Annotated in this window: 19 protein-coding genes; 15 read left to right on the forward strand and 4 right to left on the reverse strand. The window is 59.1% G+C overall.

Features of this window, described 5'->3' with window-relative positions; genetic code table 11:
• Positions 1-109: 109 nt before the first annotated feature.
• Genes GRF61_RS05310 through GRF61_RS05325 form a run of 4 tightly spaced genes read right to left on the reverse strand, consistent with a single transcriptional unit; the run spans position 110 to position 2,763 of the window.
• Entirely contained in the window at positions 110-1,054 is a 945-nt protein-coding gene (locus tag GRF61_RS05310) for a homoserine kinase (protein WP_169149664.1), read from the reverse strand.
• 20 nt (positions 1,055-1,074) lie between these two features.
• The gene (locus GRF61_RS05315) at positions 1,075-1,593 is read right to left on the reverse strand and encodes a DNA-deoxyinosine glycosylase (RefSeq protein WP_169149665.1); all 519 of its coding nucleotides are present in this window, start codon (positions 1,591-1,593) and stop codon (positions 1,075-1,077) included.
• A 57-nt stretch (positions 1,594-1,650) separates the two neighbouring features.
• Entirely contained in the window at positions 1,651-1,977 is a 327-nt protein-coding gene (locus GRF61_RS05320; protein ID WP_169149666.1) for a DUF2782 domain-containing protein, read from the reverse strand.
• A 60-nt stretch (positions 1,978-2,037) separates the two neighbouring features.
• Positions 2,038-2,763, reverse strand: a complete 726-nt coding sequence (locus GRF61_RS05325) for a TIGR00730 family Rossman fold protein (RefSeq protein WP_169149667.1) — start codon at positions 2,761-2,763, stop codon at positions 2,038-2,040.
• 83 nt (positions 2,764-2,846) lie between these two features.
• Here GRF61_RS05325 and polA point away from each other — a divergent pair, with 83 nt between their 5' ends.
• The 15 genes from polA (at position 2,847) to GRF61_RS05400 (ending at position 24,084) form a co-directional block, all read left to right on the forward strand.
• The gene (polA, locus tag GRF61_RS05330; protein WP_169149668.1) at positions 2,847-5,561 is read left to right on the forward strand and encodes a DNA polymerase I; all 2,715 of its coding nucleotides are present in this window, start codon (positions 2,847-2,849) and stop codon (positions 5,559-5,561) included.
• Between the two features lie 284 nt (positions 5,562-5,845).
• Positions 5,846-6,712 carry an ABC transporter permease gene (locus GRF61_RS05335; RefSeq protein ID WP_169149669.1) on the forward strand — a complete coding sequence of 289 codons (867 nt, stop codon included), beginning with the start codon at positions 5,846-5,848 and terminating at the stop codon, positions 6,710-6,712.
• A complete protein-coding gene (locus tag GRF61_RS05340; protein ID WP_169149670.1) occupies positions 6,712-8,013 on the forward strand; it encodes an ABC transporter ATP-binding protein in 1,302 nt (433 codons plus the stop codon). The genes GRF61_RS05335 and GRF61_RS05340 overlap by 1 nt, the downstream gene beginning before the upstream one ends.
• Positions 8,014-8,016: 3 nt before the next feature.
• Positions 8,017-10,392, forward strand: a complete 2,376-nt coding sequence (locus GRF61_RS05345) for a heparinase II/III family protein (RefSeq protein ID WP_169149671.1) — start codon at positions 8,017-8,019, stop codon at positions 10,390-10,392.
• Position 10,393: 1 nt separating this feature from the next.
• On the forward strand, positions 10,394-12,331 hold the full coding sequence (gene asnB, locus GRF61_RS05350; RefSeq protein WP_169149672.1) for an asparagine synthase (glutamine-hydrolyzing): 1,938 nt from the start codon (positions 10,394-10,396) through the stop codon (positions 12,329-12,331).
• Entirely contained in the window at positions 12,325-13,698 is a 1,374-nt protein-coding gene (locus GRF61_RS05355) for a hypothetical protein (protein WP_169149673.1), read from the forward strand. The genes asnB and GRF61_RS05355 overlap by 7 nt, the downstream gene beginning before the upstream one ends.
• Positions 13,699-13,705: 7 nt before the next feature.
• Positions 13,706-14,524, forward strand: a complete 819-nt coding sequence (locus tag GRF61_RS25165) for an FkbM family methyltransferase (protein WP_169149674.1) — start codon at positions 13,706-13,708, stop codon at positions 14,522-14,524.
• Positions 14,521-15,495, forward strand: coding sequence for a class I SAM-dependent methyltransferase (locus GRF61_RS05365; protein WP_169149675.1), 975 nt, complete (start codon positions 14,521-14,523; stop codon positions 15,493-15,495). The genes GRF61_RS25165 and GRF61_RS05365 overlap by 4 nt, the downstream gene beginning before the upstream one ends.
• Before the next feature lie 95 nt (positions 15,496-15,590).
• A complete protein-coding gene (locus GRF61_RS05370) occupies positions 15,591-17,906 on the forward strand; it encodes a glycosyltransferase (protein WP_169149676.1) in 2,316 nt (771 codons plus the stop codon).
• A 92-nt stretch (positions 17,907-17,998) separates the two neighbouring features.
• Positions 17,999-18,835: a glycosyltransferase family 2 protein gene (locus GRF61_RS05375; protein ID WP_211165758.1), complete on the forward strand. Its 837-nt coding sequence runs from the start codon at positions 17,999-18,001 to the stop codon at positions 18,833-18,835.
• A complete protein-coding gene (gene gmd, locus GRF61_RS05380; protein ID WP_169149678.1) occupies positions 18,832-19,914 on the forward strand; it encodes a GDP-mannose 4,6-dehydratase in 1,083 nt (360 codons plus the stop codon). The genes GRF61_RS05375 and gmd overlap by 4 nt, the downstream gene beginning before the upstream one ends.
• A gap of 44 nt (positions 19,915-19,958) precedes the next feature.
• A complete protein-coding gene (locus GRF61_RS05385) occupies positions 19,959-20,942 on the forward strand; it encodes a GDP-L-fucose synthase (protein ID WP_169149679.1) in 984 nt (327 codons plus the stop codon).
• Positions 20,943-20,948: 6 nt separating this feature from the next.
• Positions 20,949-21,692 carry a glycosyltransferase family 2 protein gene (locus tag GRF61_RS05390; protein WP_169149680.1) on the forward strand — a complete coding sequence of 248 codons (744 nt, stop codon included), beginning with the start codon at positions 20,949-20,951 and terminating at the stop codon, positions 21,690-21,692.
• Between the two features lie 121 nt (positions 21,693-21,813).
• Positions 21,814-22,956, forward strand: coding sequence for a glycosyltransferase (locus tag GRF61_RS05395; RefSeq protein ID WP_169149681.1), 1,143 nt, complete (start codon positions 21,814-21,816; stop codon positions 22,954-22,956).
• 177 nt (positions 22,957-23,133) lie between these two features.
• A complete protein-coding gene (locus GRF61_RS05400) occupies positions 23,134-24,084 on the forward strand; it encodes an NAD-dependent epimerase/dehydratase family protein (protein WP_169149694.1) in 951 nt (316 codons plus the stop codon).
• Positions 24,085-24,129: the final 45 nt, after the last annotated feature.

A 24,129-nucleotide genomic window follows, 5' to 3' on the forward strand; every position in this document is an offset into this window, starting at 1 on the left:
CGGGGATGTCGGCAGGATTCGGTATCGTCGGCCGAGGTTGCGTGCGCATGCAGCCACGCTGGCGGGGTATGCCGACGGTGGCCGATGCTAGCCGATGGCAGGGGGGAGTTCAAACTTCGGGTAGCGCGGGGTGGGCGACGATGCGACGGCGCAGGATGTCGCGGTACTCGTCCGGATTCTTCACCAGCACCATTTCGCCCTGCCGCGGCAGATGGAGATCGGCGGCGCGGGAGAGCCAGAAGCGCAGCGCCGCCGCCCGCAGCATCGCTGGCCATGCCTGGCGCTCCGCGGCGGTGAAGGGGCGCTCCGCATGGTAGGCGGCGAGCAGGGCGGCGCAGCGGGCAGCATCGAGCTCGCCGCCGGGCGTGGCGCACCAGTCGTTAACGGTGACGGCGACGTCGAACAGCAGGCTGTCGTGGCCGGAGAAATAGAAGTCGATGACGCCGCCGATGTGGTCGCCGTCCCACAGCACATTGTCGCGGAAGAGGTCGGCGTGGATGGCGCCGGCCGGAAGCGCGGCGCTGTCCACTTGGGCCTGGAAGGCGAGCTCCGCATCCAGTAGGGCTTGCTCCTCGGCGGGCAGGAAGCTGCGCACCTCGGCGGCAGTGGCAGTGCGCCACGCCGGTCCGCGCGGGTTGTCCTGGCGACGCCCATAGGACTGTCCCGCCAGGTGCAGGCCGGCCAGCATGGCGCCCACGCGGGCGCAGTGCTGCTCGCCGGGCGCCATCACGGATTGGCCTGCCAGGCGCATCACCAGCACCGCCGGTTTGCCTTCCAGGGTGCCCAGGTACTCGTTGTCCCTGTCGGCGATGGGCGCCGGTACCGGCAGGCCGTGGCGGGCGAGGTGGGCCATCAGGTGCAGGTAGTAGGGGAGTTCGGCGCGCGGGATGGCTTCGAACAGCGTCAGCACATAACGGCCCAGTGTGGTGGTGACGAAGAAGTTGCTGTTCTGTACGCCGGCGGCAATGCCCTTCAGCTCGACCAGGCGGCCGATCGCATAGCCGCGCAGCCATGCAGCGAGGGTCGATTCGGGAAGGGGGGTGAAGACGGACATCGGCGTGTTCCGGGAGCGGGCTAAGGCAAGGGGCGCCCCAGCGCCGCGGCGACGGCGCCCCAGGCGGCGATCTTTTCAGTCAGGCTGCGCGCAGCATGGGCTGGGCTGGTGGAAGGCAGGCGCATGAACTGCAGTGGAGCCAGTCCTGCTGGCAGCTGCACATGGCGGCGGAACGCGGCCTCGGCCGCGCTGCCGTTGAAGAACACGTGGCGGATTCCGCTGCAGATGGCGAGCAGGCCGGGGAGGTCGTTGGCGATCACGCTGGCGGGCGTGATGGCGCTATCCAGGCTGCCGGGGCGCTCGCAGTGGGCGATGACGTCCCATAGCGCGACGCCGGCGTCTTGCAGCCGGTGCAGGCGGTCAGCGTAGGGAAGCTGCGGGCCGGCTCCCAGCAGCGTACCCATGATGGGCCAGAAGGCGTTGCGCGGATGGGCGTAATACTGGCCGGCGCTCAGCGAGGCCACGCCGGGCATGCTGCCGAGCACGAGCACGCGGGCATCTTCGCGGAAAACCGGAGGGAAGCTGCTGACGATGAACATGAGGCGGGCCGGCGCGGCGGAATCCGCCGGCCCGGGGATGAAGGCCGGCGGAATGCCTTACCAGGACTTGATGACCCACATCGGCACGGACAGCGTAGGTGCGGTGTCGTCGCGCACCATCTGGCCGTTGCCTTCCTTGTCCACCAGGTAATACGGCACGCCGTGAGGGGGCGTGACCTTGACCATGTAGAGCTTGCCGCGGACGCGGTACTCGGTGACGGTGTCTTCGCCCTGCTTCAGGATGGTGACCTGGGGCTCGTCGGCGCCGTCGGTCATGCCCGGCGGCGGCGGGGGCGGTTCGGGGATGGGTTCCAGGTTGGGCGGTTGTTGAGCGCAGACCGGGAAGGCTGCGGCAGCCAGCACGGCGATGAAGAGGCGGCGCATGGTGTTCTCCTGTATGTCGGCCGATTCTAGCAGAGCGGGTTCAGCGGCTTTCCGCCCGGCTCAAAGGTTCAGCATCAATTCGTGTTCCTCGGGCAGCGGCAGGAAACCGCGCGTTTCGTAGTGCTTGAAGATGGCCTCGACAACCGCTTCCGGCTCGTCGATGACCTGCACCAGGTCGAGGTCCGCCGGGTTGATCATGCGCTCGGTGACGAGGCGGTCGCGGACCCAGTCGAGCAGCCCGTTCCAGAACGCGCCATGCACCAGGATGATGGGGATGCGCCGGCTCTTGCCGGTCTGTATCAGCGTCATTGCCTCCAGCAGTTCATCCAGCGTGCCGAAGCCGCCGGGCATGACGACGTAGGCCGAGGCGAACTTCACGAACATGAACTTGCGCGCGAAGAAGTGCTGGAAGGTCTGGGAAATATCCTGATACGGATTCGCTTGCTGCTCCATCGGCAGCTGAATGTTGAGTCCGACCGAGGGGCTCTTGCCGAAATAGGCGCCCTTGTTGGCTGCCTCCATCACCCCCGGCCCCCCGCCGGAAATCACGGAAAACCCGGCATCCGACAGCAAGCGGGCGATCTTCTCCGCCTGCATGTAATAGAGATGATCGGGCGGAATTCGCGCGCTGCCGAAAATGGAAACGGCCGGCCGGATGGCATTCAGGCGTTCTGTGGCCTCCACGAACTCTGCCATAATCCCGAAGATCCGCCAGGACTCGCGTGCACTGAAACGCGGGGCAGCGGCGCCCGCGAGACTGCCGGGCAATTTTTCTTTTGCGGTCATCTGCTGTACTCGTTTGTTCTTCTTGAAATAAACCGGATGCATTGCATCTGGAGCCCCACGCTTCTCCGCAAGGATTCTCCCGGATGCCCACCCTGTTGCTCGTTGACGGTTCCAGTTACCTCTACCGCGCTTTCCATGCGCTGCCGGATCTGCGCAACTCCAAGGGCGAACCCACGGGGGCAATCCGGGGGGTGCTGTCGATGCTACGTCGGCTGGAAGGGGACTACAAGGCGGAGTACCGGGCCTGTGTGTTCGACGCCAAGGGCAAGACTTTCCGCGACGACTGGTACCCGGAGTACAAGTCCCACCGGCCTCCGATGCCGGACGATCTGCGGGTGCAGATCGAGCCCCTGCACGAGGCGGTGAAGGCCGAAGGCTGGCCGCTGTTGTGCGTGGAAGGGGTGGAAGCGGATGACGTCATCGGTACGCTCACCCGGCAGGCGGTGGAGCAGGGCTGGGAGGTGGTGATCTCCACTGGCGACAAGGACCTGACCCAGTTGGTGCGCCCCGGGGTGCGCTGGGTGAATACGATGAGCGAAGAGGTGCTGGACGAGGCCGGCGTGACCGCCAAGTTCGGCGTGCCGCCGGAGCTCATCATCGATTACCTGACGTTGGTCGGAGACACGGTGGACAACGTGCCCGGCGTCGAAAAGTGCGGCCCCAAGACTGCGGTGAAGTGGCTGACCGAATATGGCACGCTGGACAATCTCGTCGCCAATGCCGACAAGGTCGGCGGCAAGGTTGGAGAGAACCTGCGCAAGCACCTGGACTTCCTGCCGCTGGGGCGCCGTCTGGTAACGGTGGTGACCGATGTCGAGCTGCCCTTCGACGCCGCCGACCTACCGGCGCGTGAGGACGACAAGGCTGCACTCAAGGCCTTGTACGAGCGCTTCGAGTTCCGTGGCTGGCTGAAGGATCTGGCGGAAGGAACCACGGGCGAACCGCCGCGGGCCGAGGTCGAAGTCGCCGACGACGCGGACCCGGCTGGTCACCGGGGCGGCTACCAGACCATCCTCGACCAGGAAACCCTCTCCGCCTGGCTCGCCAAGCTGAATGCCGCCGAACTTACCGCCTTCGACACGGAAACCACCAGCCTGGACCAGATGGAGGCCAGGCTGGTCGGCATGTCCTTCGCCGTCGCCAAGGGCGAGGCCGCCTATCTGCCGCTGGCCCACCGGGGGGCGGAACAGCCCACGCAACTGCCCTTCGACGCAACGCTGGCGGCGCTTAAGTCCTGGCTGGAGTCGGACGCCCATCTCAAGGTGGGACAGAACCTCAAGTACGACGCACATGTGCTGCTCAATCACGGCATCCGGCTCGGCGGCATCGCGCACGACACCCTGCTGCAGTCCTATGTACTGGAAAGCGACAAGTCCCATGACATGGACTCGCTCGCCAAACGCCACCTGGGGCTGACCACCATTCCTTACACCGACATCTGCGGCAAGGGCGCCAAACAGATCTGCTTCGATGAAGTGGCGATCGACAAGGCCGCCGAGTATGCCGCCGAGGACGCGGACATCACGCTTCGGCTGCACCACAAGCTCTGGCCGCAGGTTGAAGCGACCGGCCGCCTGGCGCCGCTGTATCGCGAGATCGAACTGCCGACCATGGCGGTGCTGCTGGACATGGAGCGCACCGGCGTATTGATCGATCCCTTCCTGCTGGCCCAGCACAGCGAGGAACTTGGCCGCCGCCTGCTGGACCTCGAGCGCGAGGCGCACGAGCTCGCCGGCCAGCCATTCAACCTGGGCTCGCCCAAGCAACTCGGCGAAATCCTCTTTGGCAAGCTCGGCCTGCCGGTAGTGAAGAAGACCGCCACCGGGCAGCCGTCAACCGACGAAGACGTCCTTACCCAGCTCGCCGAAGACTATCCGCTGCCCAAGCTGCTGTTGGAGCATCGCAGCCTCGCCAAGCTGAAGAGCACCTACACCGACAAGCTGCCGCGCATGGTGAATCCCAGGACCGGCCGGGTGCATACCACCTTCTCGCAGGCTACTGCGGTGACCGGCCGCCTCGCCAGCACCGACCCGAACCTGCAGAACATTCCCATCCGCACCGCGGAGGGGCGTCGCATCCGTGCTGCCTTCATTGCGCCACGCGATCACGTCATCGTCTCCGCGGACTACTCGCAGGTCGAACTGCGCATCATGGCGCACCTTTCCGAGGATGCCCGCCTGCTGGATGCCTTCGCCCGCGGTGAGGATGTTCACCGGGCAACCGCCGCCGAGGTCTTTGGCGTAGAACCCGCCGAAGTCAGCAGCGAACAGCGCCGCTACGCCAAAGTGATCAACTTCGGCCTCATCTACGGCATGAGTGCGCATGGCCTGGCAAAGAACCTCGGCATCGAACGCAGCGCCGCGCAGGCCTGGATAGACCGCTACTTTGCCCGCTATCCCGGCGTGGCGGACTACATGGAGCGGACGAAGGCCGAGGCAAAGGACAAGGGCTATGTCGAGACGGTGTTTGGTCGCCGCCTGTATCTACCGGATATTCGGGCCCAACAAGTAGGGCGCAGACAGGCTGCCGAGCGTGCCGCGATCAATGCACCGATGCAGGGTACGGCGGCGGACCTGATCAAGAGAGCGATGATTGGTGTTGGCGGTTGGCTGGGAAGGTCGACGCTCAAGTCAAGGTTGGTGCTGCAGGTTCACGACGAATTGGTGCTGGAGGTGCCCGAAGAAGAGGTGGAGGTGCTTCGCGAAGAACTGCCGAAACTGATGGGCGAAGTGGCTGCGTTGTCTGTCCCTCTCCAGGTGGAAGTGGGAGTGGGTAGTAATTGGGACGAGGCGCATTAATGCCCCCGCAACCTCGATTCCGGAGTCCCTGCATCTGCAGGAAATTATTCTGCTCGGAGTGTTAATTCTGGACTGCAGAGGTGCGCCAGACACGGGCGGGGCGGGCGTGAGCCTCGCCGTCGCCGGCCTCACAGGATTGGTTTGAACTGCCGTCACATCAAGGGTGAGCGTCGTTTATGGACGGCTTGGTAGCTCAAATCTAGATCAAGTTAATGGGAGTGTGCAGCAGGTGCGCCGTCTGATCGTCTGCGATGCTGTCCGAGCCTCCCTGTTTCAGGAAAGCAATGCGTTACATAGACGAAGATGGCATCCCGGTCACCATTTATCAGCCCAATGAGCGCAGGGGAGGGCTGCTCTGGGGGTTGAGGCAGGCCAGCGAGGATATCGCCGCTTCCCGGCATGTAATAGTCCGCTTGTTCTGGCGGGATTTTATTGCGCAGTTTCGCCAGAAGATTCTCGGCTATTTGTGGGCTCTGCTGGGGCCGCTATTAGGAATAGTCAGCTTCCTGTTCCTTTTCTTCGTCGGGGTATTGAGGCCTGGCGAGGGAGAAATTCCTTATGTGGTCTACGTGCTCATAGGCAGTACGGTTTGGGGGTGTCTCCCGGGGGCTGTGGGGGCCGTAAGCAGTGGGCTACAGGGGCAGGCGGACCTCATCTTGAGAACGCGTATTCCCAAGTTGGCGTTGGCGATCAGTTCCCTGGCGGGCGTTAGCTACAGCATCTTGATCAGCATGATCACGATGACTGTTGTCCTGTTAGTCGTCGGGGTCGCCCCCACATGGTGGCTTCTGGCGTATCCGCTTCTAGTCCTGCCTATCGTGCTGCTGGGAACCGCTTTCGGTTTGGTTCTATCGGTGCTGGGTACCATAGCGAGAGATTTGACGCCGCTTTTTACGCAGGCGCTTGCACTCGTCATGTACGTGACGCCTGTTATCTATCTGGATTCCACAATCCAAAATCCGGTAGTTAAATCGATTATTGCGTGGAACCCGGTCAGCTATCTTGTGGACGTGCCCCGCTCGTTGATCTGCTTAGGGCGTGCCGATAATGTCGTTACCTATCTATGGGTATCCCTTGGGGCGGTTGTCCTGGTTACCGTCGGGTTACGGGTTTTCTATCTACTCGAAGACCTCGTGGCGGAGCGACTGTAATGAGTAAGTCGAATGTCCAGGTTGATGGGGTTAGCAAGAAGTTCGGGCTTTCGCTCAAGAGCGCGCTGAAGTACGGTCTGATTGACAGCATGCGCCGGATGACGGGCCGGGAAATGGATCACCGCTTGCGCGCTGGCGAGTTCTGGGCTTTGCAGGATGTGACCTTCTCTCTCGAGCCGGGTGATGCTCTAGGCATCATGGGGGTCAACGGCTCAGGCAAGACGACGCTGCTGAGAATCCTCAATGGGACGTATAGCCCGGATGGCGGACGGGTGACGCTCCGGGGGAGAGTGGGCGCCTTGATCGCAGCAGGTGCGGGTTTTTCGCCAATGCTGAGCGGAAGGGAGAATATATACATCAGCGGTACTTTGCTTGGCATGACGCCAGCAGAGATAAAGCGGAAATTCGATGAAATCGTTGCATTCTCTGAACTCGGCGAATTCATTGACATGCCTGTGCGAAATTATTCAAGCGGAATGGGGGTGCGCCTAGGGTTCGCCATCGCGGTTATTGGCTCGCCGGAGGTTTTGCTCGTTGATGAGGTATTGGCCGTCGGCGATCTGGCGTTCCAGAAGAAATGTTTCGAACGCATTCTGGCGCTGAAGGCACAGGGCACTACCATCTTGCTGGTGTCGCACGCGATCGGAGCCATCTGGGCGGTATGCAATAAGGGGCTGTTCCTGAGTAAAGGGCAACCTTTGTTGGTCGGGGACGTGGAGGAGGTGTGCAAGGCTTATGAAGATCAAAACTCGCGAAATGCGTGTATCGCGATTGAAAATGAGCCGCAGGCTGCGCAAACCTCGGAAAGCGAGGGAAAGGAGAGTCTGCCGGCAGAGTATGGGCATGCTCGTGGTGGAAGTGGTGACGTTCAATGCCTGAGTATTCGCATATTGTCGGCCGCTTGCGATGCCGAAGTTACAGATGTCGCCTTCGCTGAGCCCTTCGTGTTGGAGTACCGATACGTTGTGCACAGGAAAATCGAGAATCCGATTTTTCGTTCGAGTTTTGATGCCGTTCATTATAAGTTCATTGTCTCCATCGATAGCCATGAGCAGGGCTATGACTGGGAGAGTATTGAGCCCGGCGAGTACGTGATGCGCGTAACCCTGAAAAGCCAAACATTGCGTCCCGGAATGTATTCCATTAATACCAGCGTGGTTTCAAGAGGCATAGGGGTCCATCTTTTTTATTGGCTTGGTGCTGCGAGTTTCGTAGTTCGCCACCCATCTGACCGCTTTCTTTATTCCAACGAGTCCGCTGTCGTTTTCTTTCCTGCGCAAATGGACCTTTCCAAGAGATAGAGCATGAGTCGATATGTTTTCCCGCTGGATGCGGGCGCGGCTGAATATGTATTCGCGCCGTTTTTTGATCCGGAGCATGCTCCTGGCCTGGCCTTGGAGTTTGAGGCGCCGAGCGGTTTTACGCTGGAGCGGGAAAACGATTGGTGCTTTACCAAGGTGATCTGGAATGGCGTCAATTCGCGGCAGTCTGAAATGACTGTGCGCTGCCAGACGCCTTTTGCCTCTGAGGTTCATGACCGTCTGATCGCGGCGTTTACTTTATCTCCTACTGCATGCGTGTCATTTGCCTTGCTGGATGGCAAAGGGCGGGTTCTGGGTGGTTGGAGCAAGGCGTTCCAAGGGACCGGAATCCGTCAGGAGATCGATCTCAGCCTTACGGGGCTATTGCTCAAGGGTTTGGCGCCGCGTGCGCTTTTGCTTGCGGCAGGCCTTCGTCAGAGGTCTTTTGCAGGTGTGGCGCTGCGCATTTCTTCACCGCAGGCTTCGGAGGGTGTCCTTGTATTGACATGGCTCGGCTTGCGTAACAGCAAAGCCCATGCGGAATTGACCCGCTCTCGTGCTGGAGCGTCTATGGATTGGTCGCCTTGGGTGCTGACGGAACGCGACCGAGGCGAAATGGTGCCGCAGCATGGCTTGCTTTTCGGCCGGGAGGAGTTGTTTCAAGTGCGCGGCCGACGATTTTTGCCAGGATGGAGAGAGCATTTCGCTGTTCTTGAATCAAAGGCGATGAAGTGCCTGGAGTTAACTCCAGAGAAGGATTATGGCGAGTATCTGCCACACCATGATTTGCGTTTTACCCGCGTACGGGCGGAGGCGGTGCGTGCATACCACTGGGATGCCTTGGTATTGGCTTTTGTCGGTCTCGTAACAGAGGAAAAACGTTACATCGAGCATGCGCTGCGCTATCTCATGTGCATGCTCCATACTCCTCAATGGGGAGACTCGTCGGAGCAACGGGTGCCATCCAGCACTTGGACCCAACGTGCTTTCATGGAGGAGATGACGACCACGAGCGTGGCTATCCTGCTCGACTGGTTGGGTTTTGCTTTGTCAGGGCAGGCTCAGTCATTGGCTCGCCATGCGCTTTGGACGCGCGGTATGTCTTATGTTCAGCGAGACTTGTTCCAGCACGACTACATGCAGCGGATGAATCAGGGGGCCGTGTTTTGCAGGGCGCTGGTGCTGGGAGGTTTGACGCTGGAGCGGGGGTGGCCGAGGGCGGCCGGGGTTGCTGATGACGCTTATATGCAGATGAGGAGGGTGCTGCAATCTTACGTGCAGTCGGACGGCGGTATTTCGGAAGGGCCGGGGTATTTCTGTCAGACCCTCACTGCGACGCTGTGGACCATCATTGCCTATTGTCGCGCTCGCCATCTGGATTGGCGTCTCGAGGTTCAGTCGTTATATCCAGATATCGAAAATTATCTCACCGCGATGGCAGCAGGCGAGCCGGGCAAGTGTATTCCATCTGGAGATTGCCGTCTTGAATGGTTTAGCGGCGACGCGATTCCTATCTTTGCTGCACTGTTTCCGGATTCTGCGTTTGCCAGCATCCTGAAACCCTGTTTGGAAAATGGCTGGGTTCATGAAGTGACGGGAACATTGCGCGGTAGCGGCGGTATGGTTGGGATGGTTTATGGGCCTGATGAAGTCAAAATGCCGAGTTCGGTGGCCGCACCGTCATCCTGGCTGCCCAAGACCGGGAAATTGAGCCACGTGCGCGAAGTGGCAGGGCATGTTGCACGGCTTTGGGCGACGGCCAGTCGATATGGCGTTACGCATGGTCATCTTGACCACGGCGGCGTCGTGCTTGAAGTCGACGAAACCCCACTTTTTGTTGACCGTGGTATGGCTGAGTACTGGAAGGCATCTTTGGTGCATGAGATGCGTCGTAGCTACGCCCACAATACGTTGACACCGCTGTTGGCGGACGGGCGTTATGCTGACCAAGTTATGCCAGGGCCGGATGCGAAGGAGCCGACGGTTCCGTCTGACGGCAGTGCGCTGCTGGAGATTCCGGGGCAGGATGTATGGCGTAATCATATGTCTGCTTATGTGAGAACGCTTGTTGACGGCGGCGCCGATGCCACTTGGTATATCCGGGATAGAGGTGTATTGCTCGCCCCGGGGCGGCTGGCTTTTCATTTCCACGGCCCACACAAGTTTTCTGTGAGCGGAACGTCTGTCAATGCCACTGTGGGCGACTTTTATTGCCAGATCGATTTTCCCTGGGCGGAGCAGGTGACGGTTGAGCTGTCTCTGCCTGACTTTGCTGGTCGCGCAATGTTCCATATTTGCGCGCTTACCGGTCAATGTGAAAGCTTCGATCTGGAAACACGTATTACCGTGCGGGGCTGTATTAAAGAGAACGGCGTTTGATATGTGCGGCATTATCGGCGTCTTTCATCGTGCTCCCGGGCGGTATCCTGTTTTTACCGCCACCGATCTCGCCAATCTGGAGCACCGCGGCCCGGATGGTAGCGGCGCCTTCAGCAATGATCATGTGCAGTTCGGGCATACGCGCTTGGCCATAATCGACCTGAGTGATGGCGGGCGGCAGCCCATGTTAGGTGCAGACGGTTCTTGCGTCGTAACCTTCAATGGCGAAATCTACAACTATCCGGAGTTGCGCACCGAACTTGAACTGATAGGAGAGCGATTCGTCACGCACTCGGACACTGAAGTGCTTCTTGCTGCTTACAAAGCGTGGGGAGCCGATTGTGTCACGCGCTTCAGAGGGATGTTCGCATTTGCGCTCTGGGACAACGTCAAAAAGGCGCTCTTCCTTGCCCGCGATCGCTGCGGCGAGAAGCCCTTGTTCTACCACTGGGATGGAGAGCGTCTGGCGTTCGCATCCGAGCTAAAGGCGCTAGTGCCGCTACTTCGTGGCCGACCGACACTTGATCCTGCAGTGGTCGACATGTACCTGCACTATCAGTACGTGCCTGAGCCGTTTACCTTGCTGGCGGGCGTACGTAAACTCCCTGCCGCGCACACGCTGACATTGTTCGCTGCGGACTGGCATGCCGAGCCGCAGCGCTATTGGAATGTCGAGAGTACGTCGTACGGCGGGTCGCTTCCCGTGGATACGCCGGGTATCCTCGCAAGCATTCGGGAAGGTCTGGAGGATGCGGTCAAGATGACGCTGCGTGCCGACGTGCCGGTGGCCGTAGCGTTGTCGGGCGGTATCGACTCAGGGGCGATCGCCGCCCTGGCGCAGCGGCATTACTCGGAGCCCATGCATGCGTTTTGTGTCGGCTACCCGGGACGCCCCCCGTATGATGAACGCGACCAGGCGCGTGCGCTTGCCGAGTCGTTGGGCATGATCGTTCACGAGGTAGAGCTACCCGTTGAGGGGTTTGTCGGCTTCTTTCCGGATCTGGTACGCGTCATGGATGAGCCAATTGCCGATCCGGCCGCTTTCGGCCACTACTCGGTGCCCAAGGCGGCGGCTGAACAGGGTATCAAGGTACTGCTTACGGGCATTGGCGGTGATGAGGTTTTCTGGGGGTATCACTGGGTAACCCAGACTGCGGCGACCAACCAGATGCTGGCCCAGCGGCCGTCCTTGCGCACGCTGGCGGGTTGGGCCGGGTTGCCCTATGCACAGCATCGTCTGCATCAATTCGCTACACATCCGCGCGTACCTGGCGTTCTTCGCCGCTGGGCCAGCCTGCTGCGCGACCTAGGCGATGCTCGTAGTCCGAAGGAGCAACTGCGCTTTTACATGGCGGAAAGCAATTTCCCGATGGCTTTCAGTCTGAAGCAGACCGTCTACGGTGAAGCGATGCGTAGCCTATCGCCGGATAATCCCTTCCGGCCGACCGATATTGGGTTGCGCAGCCACGACGCGATTCCGGCGGCGGTCATCCGCATGTTGTTCGACACCTGGATGGTCTCCAACGCGGTTGCTCTCGGTGATCGCGTGAGCATGGGTGTTGGCGTGGAGGCGCGACTGCCCTTTCTAGACGTCTCGCTGATCGAGCGGGTCATGGCGCTGCGGGCGCACACGCCCGATCACGAGTTCGGACAGAAAACCTGGTTGCGTGCGGCGCTGAAGGGCGTGCTGCCCGATGAGGTCTTGGCCAGGCCAAAAGCCGGATTCCAGCCGCCGGTGCAGGAGTGGCTCGCGGGGGTGATTGCCGCCTATGGCGATATATTGCGCGATGGCGAACTGGTTCGGGAGGGCATCGTCAATGGTGCCAGCGTGGAATACGCGCTTTCGACCATGTCGAAGGCAGGATGGCCGGGTCTGTTCTTCGCCTACAAGCTAGTTCTCCTTGAAATGTGGTATCGCAAGGTTGTCCTGTCATGCTGACCAAGCGACAGGCTGTGCTGATCTACAACCCGGTATCGGGGCATGGGCATCTCGATTCCTGGAATGCGATGTTCGTCGCTTTGATGCTGGAGAAAGGTTGGAAGGTTCTGGCGCTGACTCCGGACACGGGCGCATTGATGGAACGCCTTGATCAGAAAGGGCTGGCAAACTCCCCCGGGCTTCAGCTTCTTGACTGGAATGCGCACCAGCCGCGCATGCGTACCTATCTTCGCGGAGCCTGGCAGCGTTGGGATCGCCTTGGTGATCGATATTTCTACCACCGTGCCGGTAGCGAGACGACCTCAGGCCTGTCGTTCGGAGAGTACTGGAAACGGCGTATGTGCCAGGCAGTGGTGCCCTTCCTGTTTCGCGCCTCGTACTATGCCTATACGCGTTATCGGCGCCGGTATTTGACCAGCCATTCTCTGGCAGTCGAGGATCCTGAATCCTACATGGCGTGCCCGGTGGACATGGCACGTCGAGTTCACGCGGCGCTTAGGAAAGCGAGGGCGAAGCCGGCACTGGTGTTCAACATGTACATGGACACCTATCGCACCAGCCGGCCGCGATGGGACGAATTTGCCGCGATCAATACGCTGCGCTGGGCGGGCATCCGCTTCGTGCCGCCTGCGATGCCTGAGGAGCCCTGGTATCAGCTTCCGTCCTGGCGGGGGATGTGCATCCTTGATGAGCGAGTGCGGGCGGCTTATTCGAATGAATTACCGGACAAAGTCTTCGGATATCTACCGGATATTACCGAGACGGCCTTACCCACGGACTCCACTGTGTTCGTTCGGGAGATACACCGGAGGGCGAGGGGCCGCAAGATTGTGTTTCTCGGCGGGTCGATCGGTGGGCAGAAGAATCTGGCCCGTTGGTTCGAGTTGATCCGGCTTGCCGATCCAGGCCGGTGGTTCTTCGTCCAGGTCGGCGAGATCCACCGGGGGACGTTGACGGTCGAGGATGTTGCGGCATTGGATGCGGCGCTGGCTGCGCCGCCGGAAAACCTCCTGCTGCATGCCGAATATCTCCCGGACGAGCGGGTATTCAATGAAGTCATCAGTACCTGCGACGTCGTCTTTGCGGTGTATCGTCGGTTCAGCATCAGTAGCAATATGCCGGGCAAGGCCGCCCATTTTCGTAAGCCTGTTCTGGTGAGCGATCGCTACCTGCTTGGTGAGCGCGTCACCCGCTACGGTATCGGCCTTGGCGTGGATGAAGACGACGCCCATGCAATGCTCGCTGGGCTTGCGTGCGTAATGGATAAGCCTGTCCCTGAAGCATGCTTTTCCCGCTACTGCTCCGATTTTAGCCTGACCGAGCTTGCCGGGCGGCTCGAGGGCTTTCTACATGACTGCTTGAAATGAGGGATTCGTGAAGAGTTACTTGAATAAAATCTCTGCGTTCTTGCAGCGGCGCGTTGCGCGCCCCGTGATGCAGACGGACGGCTCGCCTTTGCTCGCGCATGTCAATCATAAAGATCTGCTCGCGGCGGAGGCCCTGCTCCGACTCGGGACGGCTTACGGTGGCTGGATCATTCCCGCCGATGCCGGTCTGGACGGGAACAGCATCTGTTACCTTGCCGGCGCAGGGGAGGACATTAGTTTTGACTGTGCGCTGGTCCGACAATTCGGATGTCGTGTCCGTATCGTCGATCCGACGCCGCGTGCGATTGCACATTTCGGCCAACTTGTCGAGGCGGTGAATGCCGGACGTCGCTTCCCGGTCAACAACAGTGCGACTGATTTCTACGATCTCGTGCCGGAACAACTGGAGCGTTTTTCCTTCCTTCCTATTGGATTGGCGGACAAGGACGTGGAGTTGAAGTTTTACATGCCCAAGAATCCGACGCATGTTTCTTGCTCAACCGTCAACCTGCAGAAGACTGAGGACTTTTTTACCGCGCAGTGTCACAGGTTGGCCACGGTCATGGCCCAGCAGGGTGATGACTGTCTGGATCTGTTGAAGATGGATATCGAAGGCGCGGAATACTCGGTGATCCGTGATCTTGCTGCTTCAGACCTACTCCCACGAATGCTGTTGATCGAGTTCGACGAGGCTCACAGTCCGCAGGATAACGGTGCCGGCGAACGTATTCGTACTCATGTACAAATGCTGCTCGATGCGGGAATGAGGTGTGTCGCTGTTGAGGGAAGCAATATGACTTTGGTGCGTCGGGGGATGTCGACATGAGCGACGAGAGCTTTGTAGAGAAACATTACGCGCGCCATGCCAAGCACTTCGAGAATGATCTTATCGATGCTGATCGCATTCGCATCTCTGAATCGTGGTTTGACGAATCAACGGCAGATTACTGGAGGCATGCTCGTGCGTATGAATGTGCGGAGTTGTTGTCGGGTAGCGGTCTGGAGGCAACTTGGCTAACGGTTGGCGACGGTCGTTGGGGGCTTGATGCCTTCCGCCTGCGCAAGAAGGGATATACCTCCGTATTGGCGACGGATATCAGCGAAGCACTACTGAGGCGTGCAAAAGAAAAAGGCCTGATTGACACCTATGCAGTAGAGAACGCGGAGAAGTTGAGCTTTCTGGACCGATCCTTCGATTATGTTTTCTGCAAGGAGTCGCTGCACCACTTTCCACGCCCCTATGTTGCGCTTTACGAGATGCTCCGTGTGGCGAGGAAGGGCGTTTTCATTATTGAGCCTAACGATACATATGATTTTGTATTTCCCGAAATGCAGGCGACCCGGCTGGGGATCAGAGCAAGAATCATGGCCGGTCTGAGGTTGATGAAGAGCGGCGTTGCTGGGAGGAGAACTGGCGACGATAGGCGGCCCACGGTTAAATACAATCCGCCGGACTGGGAGAGTAGTGGAAATTTCGTGTACGCGATCTCCCGCCGCGAGGTCGAGAAAATTGCGCTTGGCTTGAATCTGCCCCAGGTCGTGGTGAAGGGGCTCAATGATCATTATGTGAAAGGTTGCGAGTTCGAGCCGGCTGACGAGGTGCGCTCCGCAGTGTTTCGCGAATTAATTTCTGTGATTCGCGGTAAGGATGAATTGTGCCGTAGAGGAGTGGCTGACTCCAATCTCATCATGGCCGGATTCTTACTGGATCGATTCGATGCGGGGACGGCGCAGCGCTTCGTTGCAGAGGGCTGGGATGTCGTTGATCTACCGAGAAACCCTTATATATCGGGGTGATTCCTGCTTGTAGGAGTTGGTGGTAATGCTGCCAAGGCCGGCCGAGGGACAGCAGGTTTGTTCTCGGGAGTACGGGTTGAGTTCGACGGTATGAGATGCTGGAAATCGTATCGGTGGACGTCAATCCGGTTGTTTATATTCTTGAATCCGTCTCAAGATCATTAATTGCAGTAAAAGTAATGACCGCACCTATTGTCCTTTTTGCATATAACCGCCCGAGTCATACGCGTGCAACGCTGGAGGCGCTGGCGCGTAACACGCTTGCTGCGCAGTCCGACCTCGTTATCTTCTCCGATGCGCCAAAGGATGACGCTGCCGCTTCGGCTGTGCGTGAGGTGCGGGAGGTGCTGGCAGGGGTCACGGGCTTCGCATCGGTACGCGTGGTCGAGCGTGAGCGGAACATGGGACTGGCAAGGTCGGTGATTGCCGGTGTTACCGAATTGCTCGATGCACACGGAAGGGTCATCGTTCTCGAGGATGACCTGGTCACTAGTCGGCACTTCCTGCAGTACATGAACGACGCGCTGGACTACTACGCCGATGATCCAAAGGCATTCTCCATCGGCGGCTACCAGTTTCCGGCGAGAACGATGGCAATCCCCATGCGTTATCGTCACGATACCTATGCTTCGTATCGCTGCTGCTCCTGGGGCTGGGCGACTTGGCGGGACCGCTGGGCACGTATCGATTGGGATATGGGCTATATCGACGCCTTCATGGCTGATAGGGAGCAACAGGCACGTTTCAACCGGGGTGGTCCCGACATGACACAGATGCTGATGCATCAGCATCAGGGAAGGATCGACTCTTGGGCGATCCGCTTCTGCCACGCGCATTTTGCCAACGACATGCGCTGCATTTACCCGGTGAAGTCGCTGGTGAGTAACATCGGCCTCGATAACAGCGGGGTACATTGTGGTGTTGATCCGCGTCGGCAGCACGATAGTCTGGATGAGGCTTTCATCCCGAGTGATTTCTGTCGGGCTGATCCTGTGGAGCCGGAACTGGCCGCTGCGTTCTATCAAGCCTTCTGTCCTCCGCCTCCAGAGCCTGAGCCGTTGACGCCGCGAGTTGTTCTGCGTAAATCGCGTAGTTTCGTACGTCATTCCTTTCATATCGCGGCACGCGTTGCTGCTCGGGTGCGGCGTTTTCTATTTCGACCTGTGCAGGATGTCGACATCCTCCTCGTCAACACGATGCAGAAAAGCGGGGGCGCTGCACGCGCCGCTTGGCGAACTTTCCTGGGGGTCAGCCGCGGACGTCCGGGGGCTCGGTATTTGACCCTTGTAAAGGATGATCTCCGTGCTGACGTCGTAGGGCGTTATCACTGGTCGTTGAAGGGGGTGCTGGCCGTGCGATTCGCTTCACTCGACCGCATCCCGATGGCGCGTTACCCACAACGCCTGCCGGTAACATTTACGCCGGCCAAGTGGATCAACCCTCTGCGCGTGCCGTTGTCCCGTTTTCGCCCGCGCCTCGTGCACCTGCATTGGCTGGCGTCGAGCCTGCTGCGCGTCGAGGATCTGGGCCGAATAAGAGCCCCCGTGGTATGGACACTGCACGATACTTGGGCGTTTACCGGCGGCTGTCATTACACCGGGGATTGCGGCGGCTTTCAGTCGCGTTGTGGCCGCTGTCCACAGCTGGGCAGCGAGCGCGACGATGATCTCTCGCGCGAGATCTGGTTGCGCAAGCAAAAGGCATATGGGGAGCTTAACCTTACCGTTGTGGCGCCAAGTCGTTGGCTTGCTGAACTCGCGCGCAGGAGCAGCTTGTTTGCAGGTCGGCGCATCGAGATCATTCCCAACGGGTTGGATACTGATGTGTTTTGCCCATTGGACAAGGCTGCCGCTAAAACTTTCCTTGGCATAGATGCGGCGCATCCTGTGCTGCTGTTCGGGGCTCAGTGGCTGACCGATCGTCGCAAAGGTGGGGACCTGCTTGCAGCCGCGCTGGCAAAGATCGAGTTTCCTTGCACGCTGCTGACCTTCGGTGAGGGCCAACTTGCCCTCACCACGAACCCTAATCTGGCCGTTCGCTCATTGGGGAGTTTGAGTGACGACGTCAGCTTGGCGCTGATGTACTCAGCTGCTGATGTATTCCTGTGCCCGTCCCGAGAGGACAATCTGCCAAACACAGTTGCGGAGGCCATGGCCTGTGGAACTCCGTGCGTTGCGTTTGACGCAAACGGGCTGCCGGACATGGTGACGCATCAGGTAGACGGCTGGTTGGCGAAGGCTTTCGACCCGGAAGATCTGGCACGCGGGATCCGTTGGATATTGTCACATCCGCAGCCGGAGGTACTACGCAATGCTGCCCGCGCGAAGGCAGTGGCGGAATACAGTCTGGATGTAATGAGTGCGCGCTATGCCGCCCTATATTCCGAACTGACCGGTGGACTGCATCAGTGAGGGCTCAATTGTCGGCCTGGGGCCTTGGAGGCGCGGCCCGCCGGTTCCTCGGTATTCGCCTTGGGCGATTGCACCAGTATTCGCCGAAGCCTATGTCGATTGCCGAGATCGCGCTTCCCGGTGAAGGTGGGCCGATGCCTCGCATTTCCCTGGTTACGCCTTCCTTCAATCAGGTCCGGTTTGTGGGCAAGACCTTGGAGAGCGTGCTGGGTCAGGGCTATCCGGACCTGGAGTATTTTGTGCAAGACGCCTGTTCTACCGACGGTAGCGTCGAAGTCATACGTGGCAACGACGGGCGCGGAGTGACGATAAGTATCGAACGCGATTCTGGTCAAGCTGATGCGCTCAACCGCGGATTCGCCAAGGCCTCTGGTGAGGTCATGGGCTATCTGAATTCAGATGATCTGCTCCTTCCCGGCATGCTCCACCGTGTCGGTGCCTATTTTCGGGACCACCCTGAAGTGGATGTGGTTTACGGCAACCGGCTGATCGTCGATGACGAGGGGCGGGAGATTGGCCGTTGGATACTTCCCGGGCATGACGGGGACTTGCTGCGCTACGTAGATTATGTGCCCCAGGAGTCTATGTTCTGGCGCCGCCGCGTCTGGGAACGGGCTGGAGCACGGTTCGATGAGCAGATGCATTTTGCGATGGATTGGGAGTTGATCCTGCGTTTCCTTGATGCAGGGGCTGTGTTTCGGCATACCCCTGACTTGCTCGGCGTGTTCAGAGTGCACGGAGACCAGAAATCGCAGGCGAGTTTTATGGCTCGCGGTGTAAGGGAAATGGCAGCTCTGCGCCTTCGGTTCGGAGGCTTGTCCGCTGGGCCGGTGAGGCGATTGTTGCGCCATGGGCGCTATCTGTGGGCCCATCGGGTTGCGGATGCTGAGTTCGAAAAGAATTTATCGAAAAGGATTGAGCTGAAATGAGAAAGGCATTGATCACTGGGGTCACCGGACAGGATGGGGCTTATCTTGCCGAATTCCTTCTCGGCAAAGGGTATGAGGTGCATGGAATAAAACGCCGCACCTCCCTGTTTAACACGGACCGCATAGATCACCTCTATCAGGATCCGCATGAGCAGGATCGGCGATTCATTCTGCACCATGGCGATTTGACCGACTCATCGAGCCTGATTCGCATCATTCAGCAAGTCCAACCAGACGAGATCTACAATCTTGCGGCGCAGAGCCACGTGGCGGTGAGTTTCGAGGAGCCCGAGTACACGGCCAACTCTGACGCATTGGGGGCTTTACGCATTCTGGAGGCAATCCGGATTCTCGGCCTAGAGAAAACCGCTCGTTTCTATCAGGCCTCGACCTCGGAGCTATACGGATTGGTACAGGAAACTCCCCAGCGCGAGACTACGCCTTTTTATCCTCGCAGCCCGTATGCAGTGGCCAAGCTCTACGCATACTGGATTACCGTCAATTATCGGGAAGCCTACGGCATGTACGCGTGCAACGGCATCTTGTTCAATCATGAATCGCCGATCCGGGGCGAGACTTTTGTGACGCGCAAGATTACGAGAGCACTGGCGCGGATCAAATTGGGCCTGCAAGATTGTCTTTATCTCGGCAACCTCGATGCCAAGCGGGATTGGGGGCATGCCCGGGATTATGTGGAAATGCAGTGGCTAATGCTGCAGCAGGATAAGCCCGAGGACTTTGTAATTGCGACCGGTGTGCAGTATTCGGTGCGTGATTTCGTTGATGCAGCAGCGCGGGAACTAGGCCTTTCGGTGTGCTGGAAGGGGCTGGGTGCTGACGAGAAGGCCTATGACAGGGAAGGGCGTTGCATTGTCCAGGTGGATCCGCGCTATTTCCGTCCGACCGAGGTCGAGACTCTGCTCGGTGATCCGAGTAAAGCGAAAGAGAAACTGGGTTGGACGCCAAGGACTTCATTCGAATCACTTGTCAGTGAGATGGTGCGCGAAGATCTGAAGGCGGCCGAGCGGGATGAGTTGGTCAAGCGTCATGGCTACAAGGCAATGGATTATCACGAATAAACCATTGCTTGGTGCTCGCTCATATTTAATTGAAAAGTGATCTCATGAAGCCAGACGCGAAAATCTATTTGGCAGGGCATCGGGGCCTGGTCGGAACGGCGTTGATGCGGAATCTCCAGGAAAAGGGCTATCACAACCTGCTGACGCGAACGCACGCGGAGTTGGACCTGACGGATCAGGCCGCTGTAGAGGCCTTTTTCCAGGAGGAGCGCCCGGAATTTGTGATTCTGGCTGCCGCCAAGGTTGGAGGTATCTTGGCCAACGATACTTATCCGGGGCAGTTCATTCGGGATAATCTCGCTATACAGATGAATGTCATTCATTCGGCCTGGAGAGTGAAGGTCAGGCGTCTGCTTTTTCTGGGCTCTTCCTGCATTTATCCAAAGCTGGCGCCGCAGCCCTTGAGGGAAGAGTATTTGCTGACGGCTCCGCTGGAGCCGACGAATCGTCCTTATGCCTTGGCCAAGATTGCCGGCATCGAGATGTGCTGGAGTTACAACCGTCAGTACGGCACTCGCTTCGTGGCTGTGATGCCCACGAATCTGTATGGCCCGGGAGACAATTACCACCCACAGAATTCTCACGTCATTCCCGCGCTGATCCGCAAGTTTCATGAGGCCAAGATTGCCGGATCACCTTCGGTCACCGTCTGGGGCTCGGGCACTCCAAGGCGCGAATTCCTGTATAGCGATGACATGGCGGACGCATGTGTTCATCTTATGGGCTTGCCGGATGATCGGTTTGACGTCCTGCTCGGAAGTGATGAGTCGAAGACGGGAGTATTCATGCCGCCGCTGATTAATGTCGGCATGGGAGAGGATCTGACGATTCGCGAACTGGCCGTGGTCGTGGCGGAGGTTGTGGGATTTCAGGGGGAGATTACCTTCGACACAAGCAAACCGGACGGTACTCCCCGCAAACTTCTGGATGTCTCGCGTTTGACAGCGTTGGGGTGGTCGGCAAGAACGGGGTTACGTGAAGGAATGGGGCTGGCGTACGCCGACTTCCTGGCCGACTCTGGCGCTTGATAGACGATGTGCGAGCCACTCATTACCGTTGCGGTACCTTCGTACAATCAGGGGCGTTTTCTAGATGAGGCCCTGGCTTCGATCTTTCGGGAAAACGTTCCCGTAGAGGTGTTTGTCGTGGATGGGGGGTCGACCGACGGCTCGGTCGAGGTCATTCGGAATTGGGAGGTGCGACTCAAGGGCTGGCGTAGCCGCCGGGATGAAGGGCAGGCGGCCGCCATCAACGAAGCCATTGCGATGGGCAGAGCTCCTTTTGTCTGCTGGCTGAATAGTGATGATTGGTTTGTACCCGGCGGTCTTGAACGGTTGCTAGCGGAGATCCAGTCCCGGCCGGATGTCCCTGCGGTTTACGGCCGGGCATGGAACGTCGTCGAGGAGTCGGGAAAGCGCTCACCCGTCTGGGTGGAACGATTCTCCGAGAGAAGATTGGCAATGCGCTGCATCATCTCCCAGCCCGCTACGTTGATCCGTCGTTCGGCATGGGAGGCAATCGGCGGGGTAGATGCCCGCCTGCATATGGCGATGGATTACGATTTCTGGTGGCGTCTGTACAAGAGCTTTGGTGCGTTGGGCTTCGTCGACTCATATGTGGCGGTAAATCGTGAGCATAGGGAGACAAAGACCAGAAGGAACAGGCGGAAGCATTACGCGGAAGCCATGGAAGTCGTGGCAAGGTATTACGGCCGGGTCCCTCTGAAGTGGTGGCTATATCAGCCTTATTCCGTATGGTTCAAGTCTTTGTTCGGTTGAATGGTCGGGCCTGTTATTGAACTCTGCGGGTTTTGCCGGGCAATTGAGTCCGAGTATTCCCTGAGCCGATCCTGTCTTCGTAGTTAGTTATCTGCCGAGTGTGGAAGGTTGTCCTTTTTTCATGAGTAAACGCCGGATCTCGGTTCTTCATGTCTATCGCACATATTTCCCTGATCCGCAGGGGGGACTGCAGGAGGCAATTCGCCAGATTTGTCTGGCGGTGAGACCCTTGGGGTGCGAGAGCACCGTTTTCGCGCTCTCCCCCCATCCTTCGCCTCGGGAGATAAGCAGTCCAGAGGCCTTGATCGTTCGTTGTCGGTCTTGGGCTGCGCCGGCGTCCTGCGATCTGGGTGGAAGGGATGCCTTCATACGCTTTCGTGTCTTGGCGGAAAGTGCCGATGTAGTTCATTTTCATTTTCCTTGGCCATTCGGCGACGTCCTGCATTTGATGAGTTGCTGCTCGACGCCGGCAGTGATGACTTATCACTCCGATGTCGTTCGCCAGAAGATGCTGGGCATGATGTATCGGCCATTGATGATGCGCATGCTGAAGTCCATGTCAGCGATAGTCGCAACGTCGCCGTCTTACGCCAGGACCAGTGAAGTATTGACTCATCCCATGATCAGGCCCCTGGTAAGGGTCATTCCTTTGGGAATATCGGAGAACCATTACCCCGCAGGTTCTGCTGACGCATTGATGCGCCGGCGGGGGCTTGATGATGGTCGGCCGTTCTTCCTTTTCATTGGGGTATTGCGGTATTACAAGGGCTTGCACTACCTCATCGAGGCGGCGGCTGAGGTTGATGCCCGGATCGTCGTTGCTGGTTCAGGGCCTGAAGAGGAGGCACTGCGCCAACTGGCGGAAGTGAGGGGAGTAAAGAACGTTTGTTTCGTCGGGCAAGTGACGGATGAAGAGAAGGTGGCCCTACTCAATGGATGCCTCGCACTTGTCCTGCCCTCTCATTTGCGTTCCGAAGCTTTCGGGATGGTTCTCGTAGAGGCTTCAATATATGGCAAGCCACTTGTTTCCTGCGATATCGGTACGGGCACCTCATTTGTCAACGAGGGGGGCAAGACCGGGGTCGTCGTTCCGCCCGAGAGCCCACGGGCATTGGCTGAAGCGATGAATCTGATACTGAGGGATCCCGGTTTGGCCAAATCCATGGGAGAGGCGGCCCGGGAGCGTTATCTCCGCTTTTTTTCGGCCGAGGCTTTGGGCAGGGAATACGCGCAGTTGTATCGCGATGTTTTACCGGTGCTTTAGATCTCGCGGTGACCGGATTCGTGCTTGAGGTCACCCGAGTTTGAGGGGCTGGACTGTCGTGGCTCGGGGGTGGGGAGAGATGCCGGTTGGCCAAAAGGGATCCGGGTCTCGAGCTTGAAGCCGGGCGGTTCGCAAACACGCCATCCGAGGTGATTTATTAACGACGGTCATTGGCAAATCCCTGGTGGTGTTGTTCTCACCGGCGGAAGTGGTTTCATCGGGAGGGAGGTTGCATCGCAATTGAGGGCGCGGGGGCGGGAGGTCCTGGCACTGTCGACCCGTGATCGCCCCGAACTCGGTGTTGTGCGAGGACCTGCCCTTACTGCCGATGCGGATTGGTCTGAGGCGCTCCGTGGGGCGCATGCTGTCATACATGCTGCCGCCCGCGTGCATGTGATGAATGATGCCAGTCCAGACCCCCTCGCTGAGTTTCGTGCCGTCAACGTGGAGGGAACCCTGCGCTTGGCTCAGCAAGCGGTGGAGGCAGGGGTTAAGCAATTCGTACTCGTCAGTTCCATCAAGGTTAATGGTGAGAGATCCATGCCGGGGCGGCCATTCATCGAGGATGACCCGGCGGCACCGGAAGAGCCGTACAGTATTTCCAAGCATGAGGCGGAGGTGGGCGTGCGGGCGCTGGCTGCCGGCAGCGGCATGAGCGTGACTGTCGTAAGGCCGCCCTTGGTCTATGGCCCGGGTGTCAAGGCGAATTTCGAACGCATGATGAACTGGGTGGCGCGAGGGGTTCCGCTGCCACTGGGCTGTATTGAGAACAGGCGCTCATTCGTCGGGCTGACGAACCTGGCGGACCTGTTATGCCTTTGCGCCACGCATCCTGCGGCAGAAGGGCGGACCTTTCTCGCTGCGGATGGGGAAGATATCTCCACTACCGAGTTGCTGCTGCGTTTGGGGCGGGCTCTGGGGCGTCCTGCGCGCCTTCTCCCCGTGCCCCCGGTTGTTCTGGCGGGCTGCTTCCGAGCGATCGGAAAGGCGGAAGTGGCGGGGCGCTTGCTGGATTCCTTGCAGGTAGACGCGTCTGCGGCGCGCAGAATCCTCGGTTGGAAGCCGCCACGCACTGTTGACGAGGAACTGGAGGCCACCGCTCGGCATTTTCTGGCCACCCGGTACTGAGCGCAGGGCGCTATGGAAAGCCCTAGGGAAAAGGCGATCCATCGG

Source organism: Azoarcus sp. TTM-91 (assembly GCF_012911025.1).
Taxonomy (GTDB): Bacteria; Pseudomonadota; Gammaproteobacteria; order Burkholderiales; family Rhodocyclaceae; genus Azoarcus.

Coding starts and splice junctions, on each gene's coding strand:
- GRF61_RS05310 (WP_169149664.1), bottom strand. CDS start 1,054: ATGTCCGTCTTCACCCCCCTTCCCGAATCGACCCTCGCTGCATGGCTG.
- GRF61_RS05315 (WP_169149665.1), bottom strand. CDS start 1,593: ATGTTCATCGTCAGCAGCTTCCCTCCGGTTTTCCGCGAAGATGCCCGC.
- GRF61_RS05320 (WP_169149666.1), bottom strand. CDS start 1,977: ATGCGCCGCCTCTTCATCGCCGTGCTGGCTGCCGCAGCCTTCCCGGTC.
- GRF61_RS05325 (WP_169149667.1), bottom strand. CDS start 2,763: ATGACCGCAAAAGAAAAATTGCCCGGCAGTCTCGCGGGCGCCGCTGCC.
- polA (WP_169149668.1), top strand. CDS start 2,847: ATGCCCACCCTGTTGCTCGTTGACGGTTCCAGTTACCTCTACCGCGCT.
- GRF61_RS05335 (WP_169149669.1), top strand. CDS start 5,846: ATGCGTTACATAGACGAAGATGGCATCCCGGTCACCATTTATCAGCCC.
- GRF61_RS05340 (WP_169149670.1), top strand. CDS start 6,712: ATGAGTAAGTCGAATGTCCAGGTTGATGGGGTTAGCAAGAAGTTCGGG.
- GRF61_RS05345 (WP_169149671.1), top strand. CDS start 8,017: ATGAGTCGATATGTTTTCCCGCTGGATGCGGGCGCGGCTGAATATGTA.
- asnB (WP_169149672.1), top strand. CDS start 10,394: ATGTGCGGCATTATCGGCGTCTTTCATCGTGCTCCCGGGCGGTATCCT.
- GRF61_RS05355 (WP_169149673.1), top strand. CDS start 12,325: ATGCTGACCAAGCGACAGGCTGTGCTGATCTACAACCCGGTATCGGGG.
- GRF61_RS05365 (WP_169149675.1), top strand. CDS start 14,521: ATGAGCGACGAGAGCTTTGTAGAGAAACATTACGCGCGCCATGCCAAG.
- GRF61_RS05370 (WP_169149676.1), top strand. CDS start 15,591: ATGCTGGAAATCGTATCGGTGGACGTCAATCCGGTTGTTTATATTCTT.
- GRF61_RS05375 (WP_211165758.1), top strand. CDS start 17,999: ATGTCGATTGCCGAGATCGCGCTTCCCGGTGAAGGTGGGCCGATGCCT.
- gmd (WP_169149678.1), top strand. CDS start 18,832: ATGAGAAAGGCATTGATCACTGGGGTCACCGGACAGGATGGGGCTTAT.
- GRF61_RS05385 (WP_169149679.1), top strand. CDS start 19,959: ATGAAGCCAGACGCGAAAATCTATTTGGCAGGGCATCGGGGCCTGGTC.
- GRF61_RS05390 (WP_169149680.1), top strand. CDS start 20,949: ATGTGCGAGCCACTCATTACCGTTGCGGTACCTTCGTACAATCAGGGG.
- GRF61_RS05395 (WP_169149681.1), top strand. CDS start 21,814: ATGAGTAAACGCCGGATCTCGGTTCTTCATGTCTATCGCACATATTTC.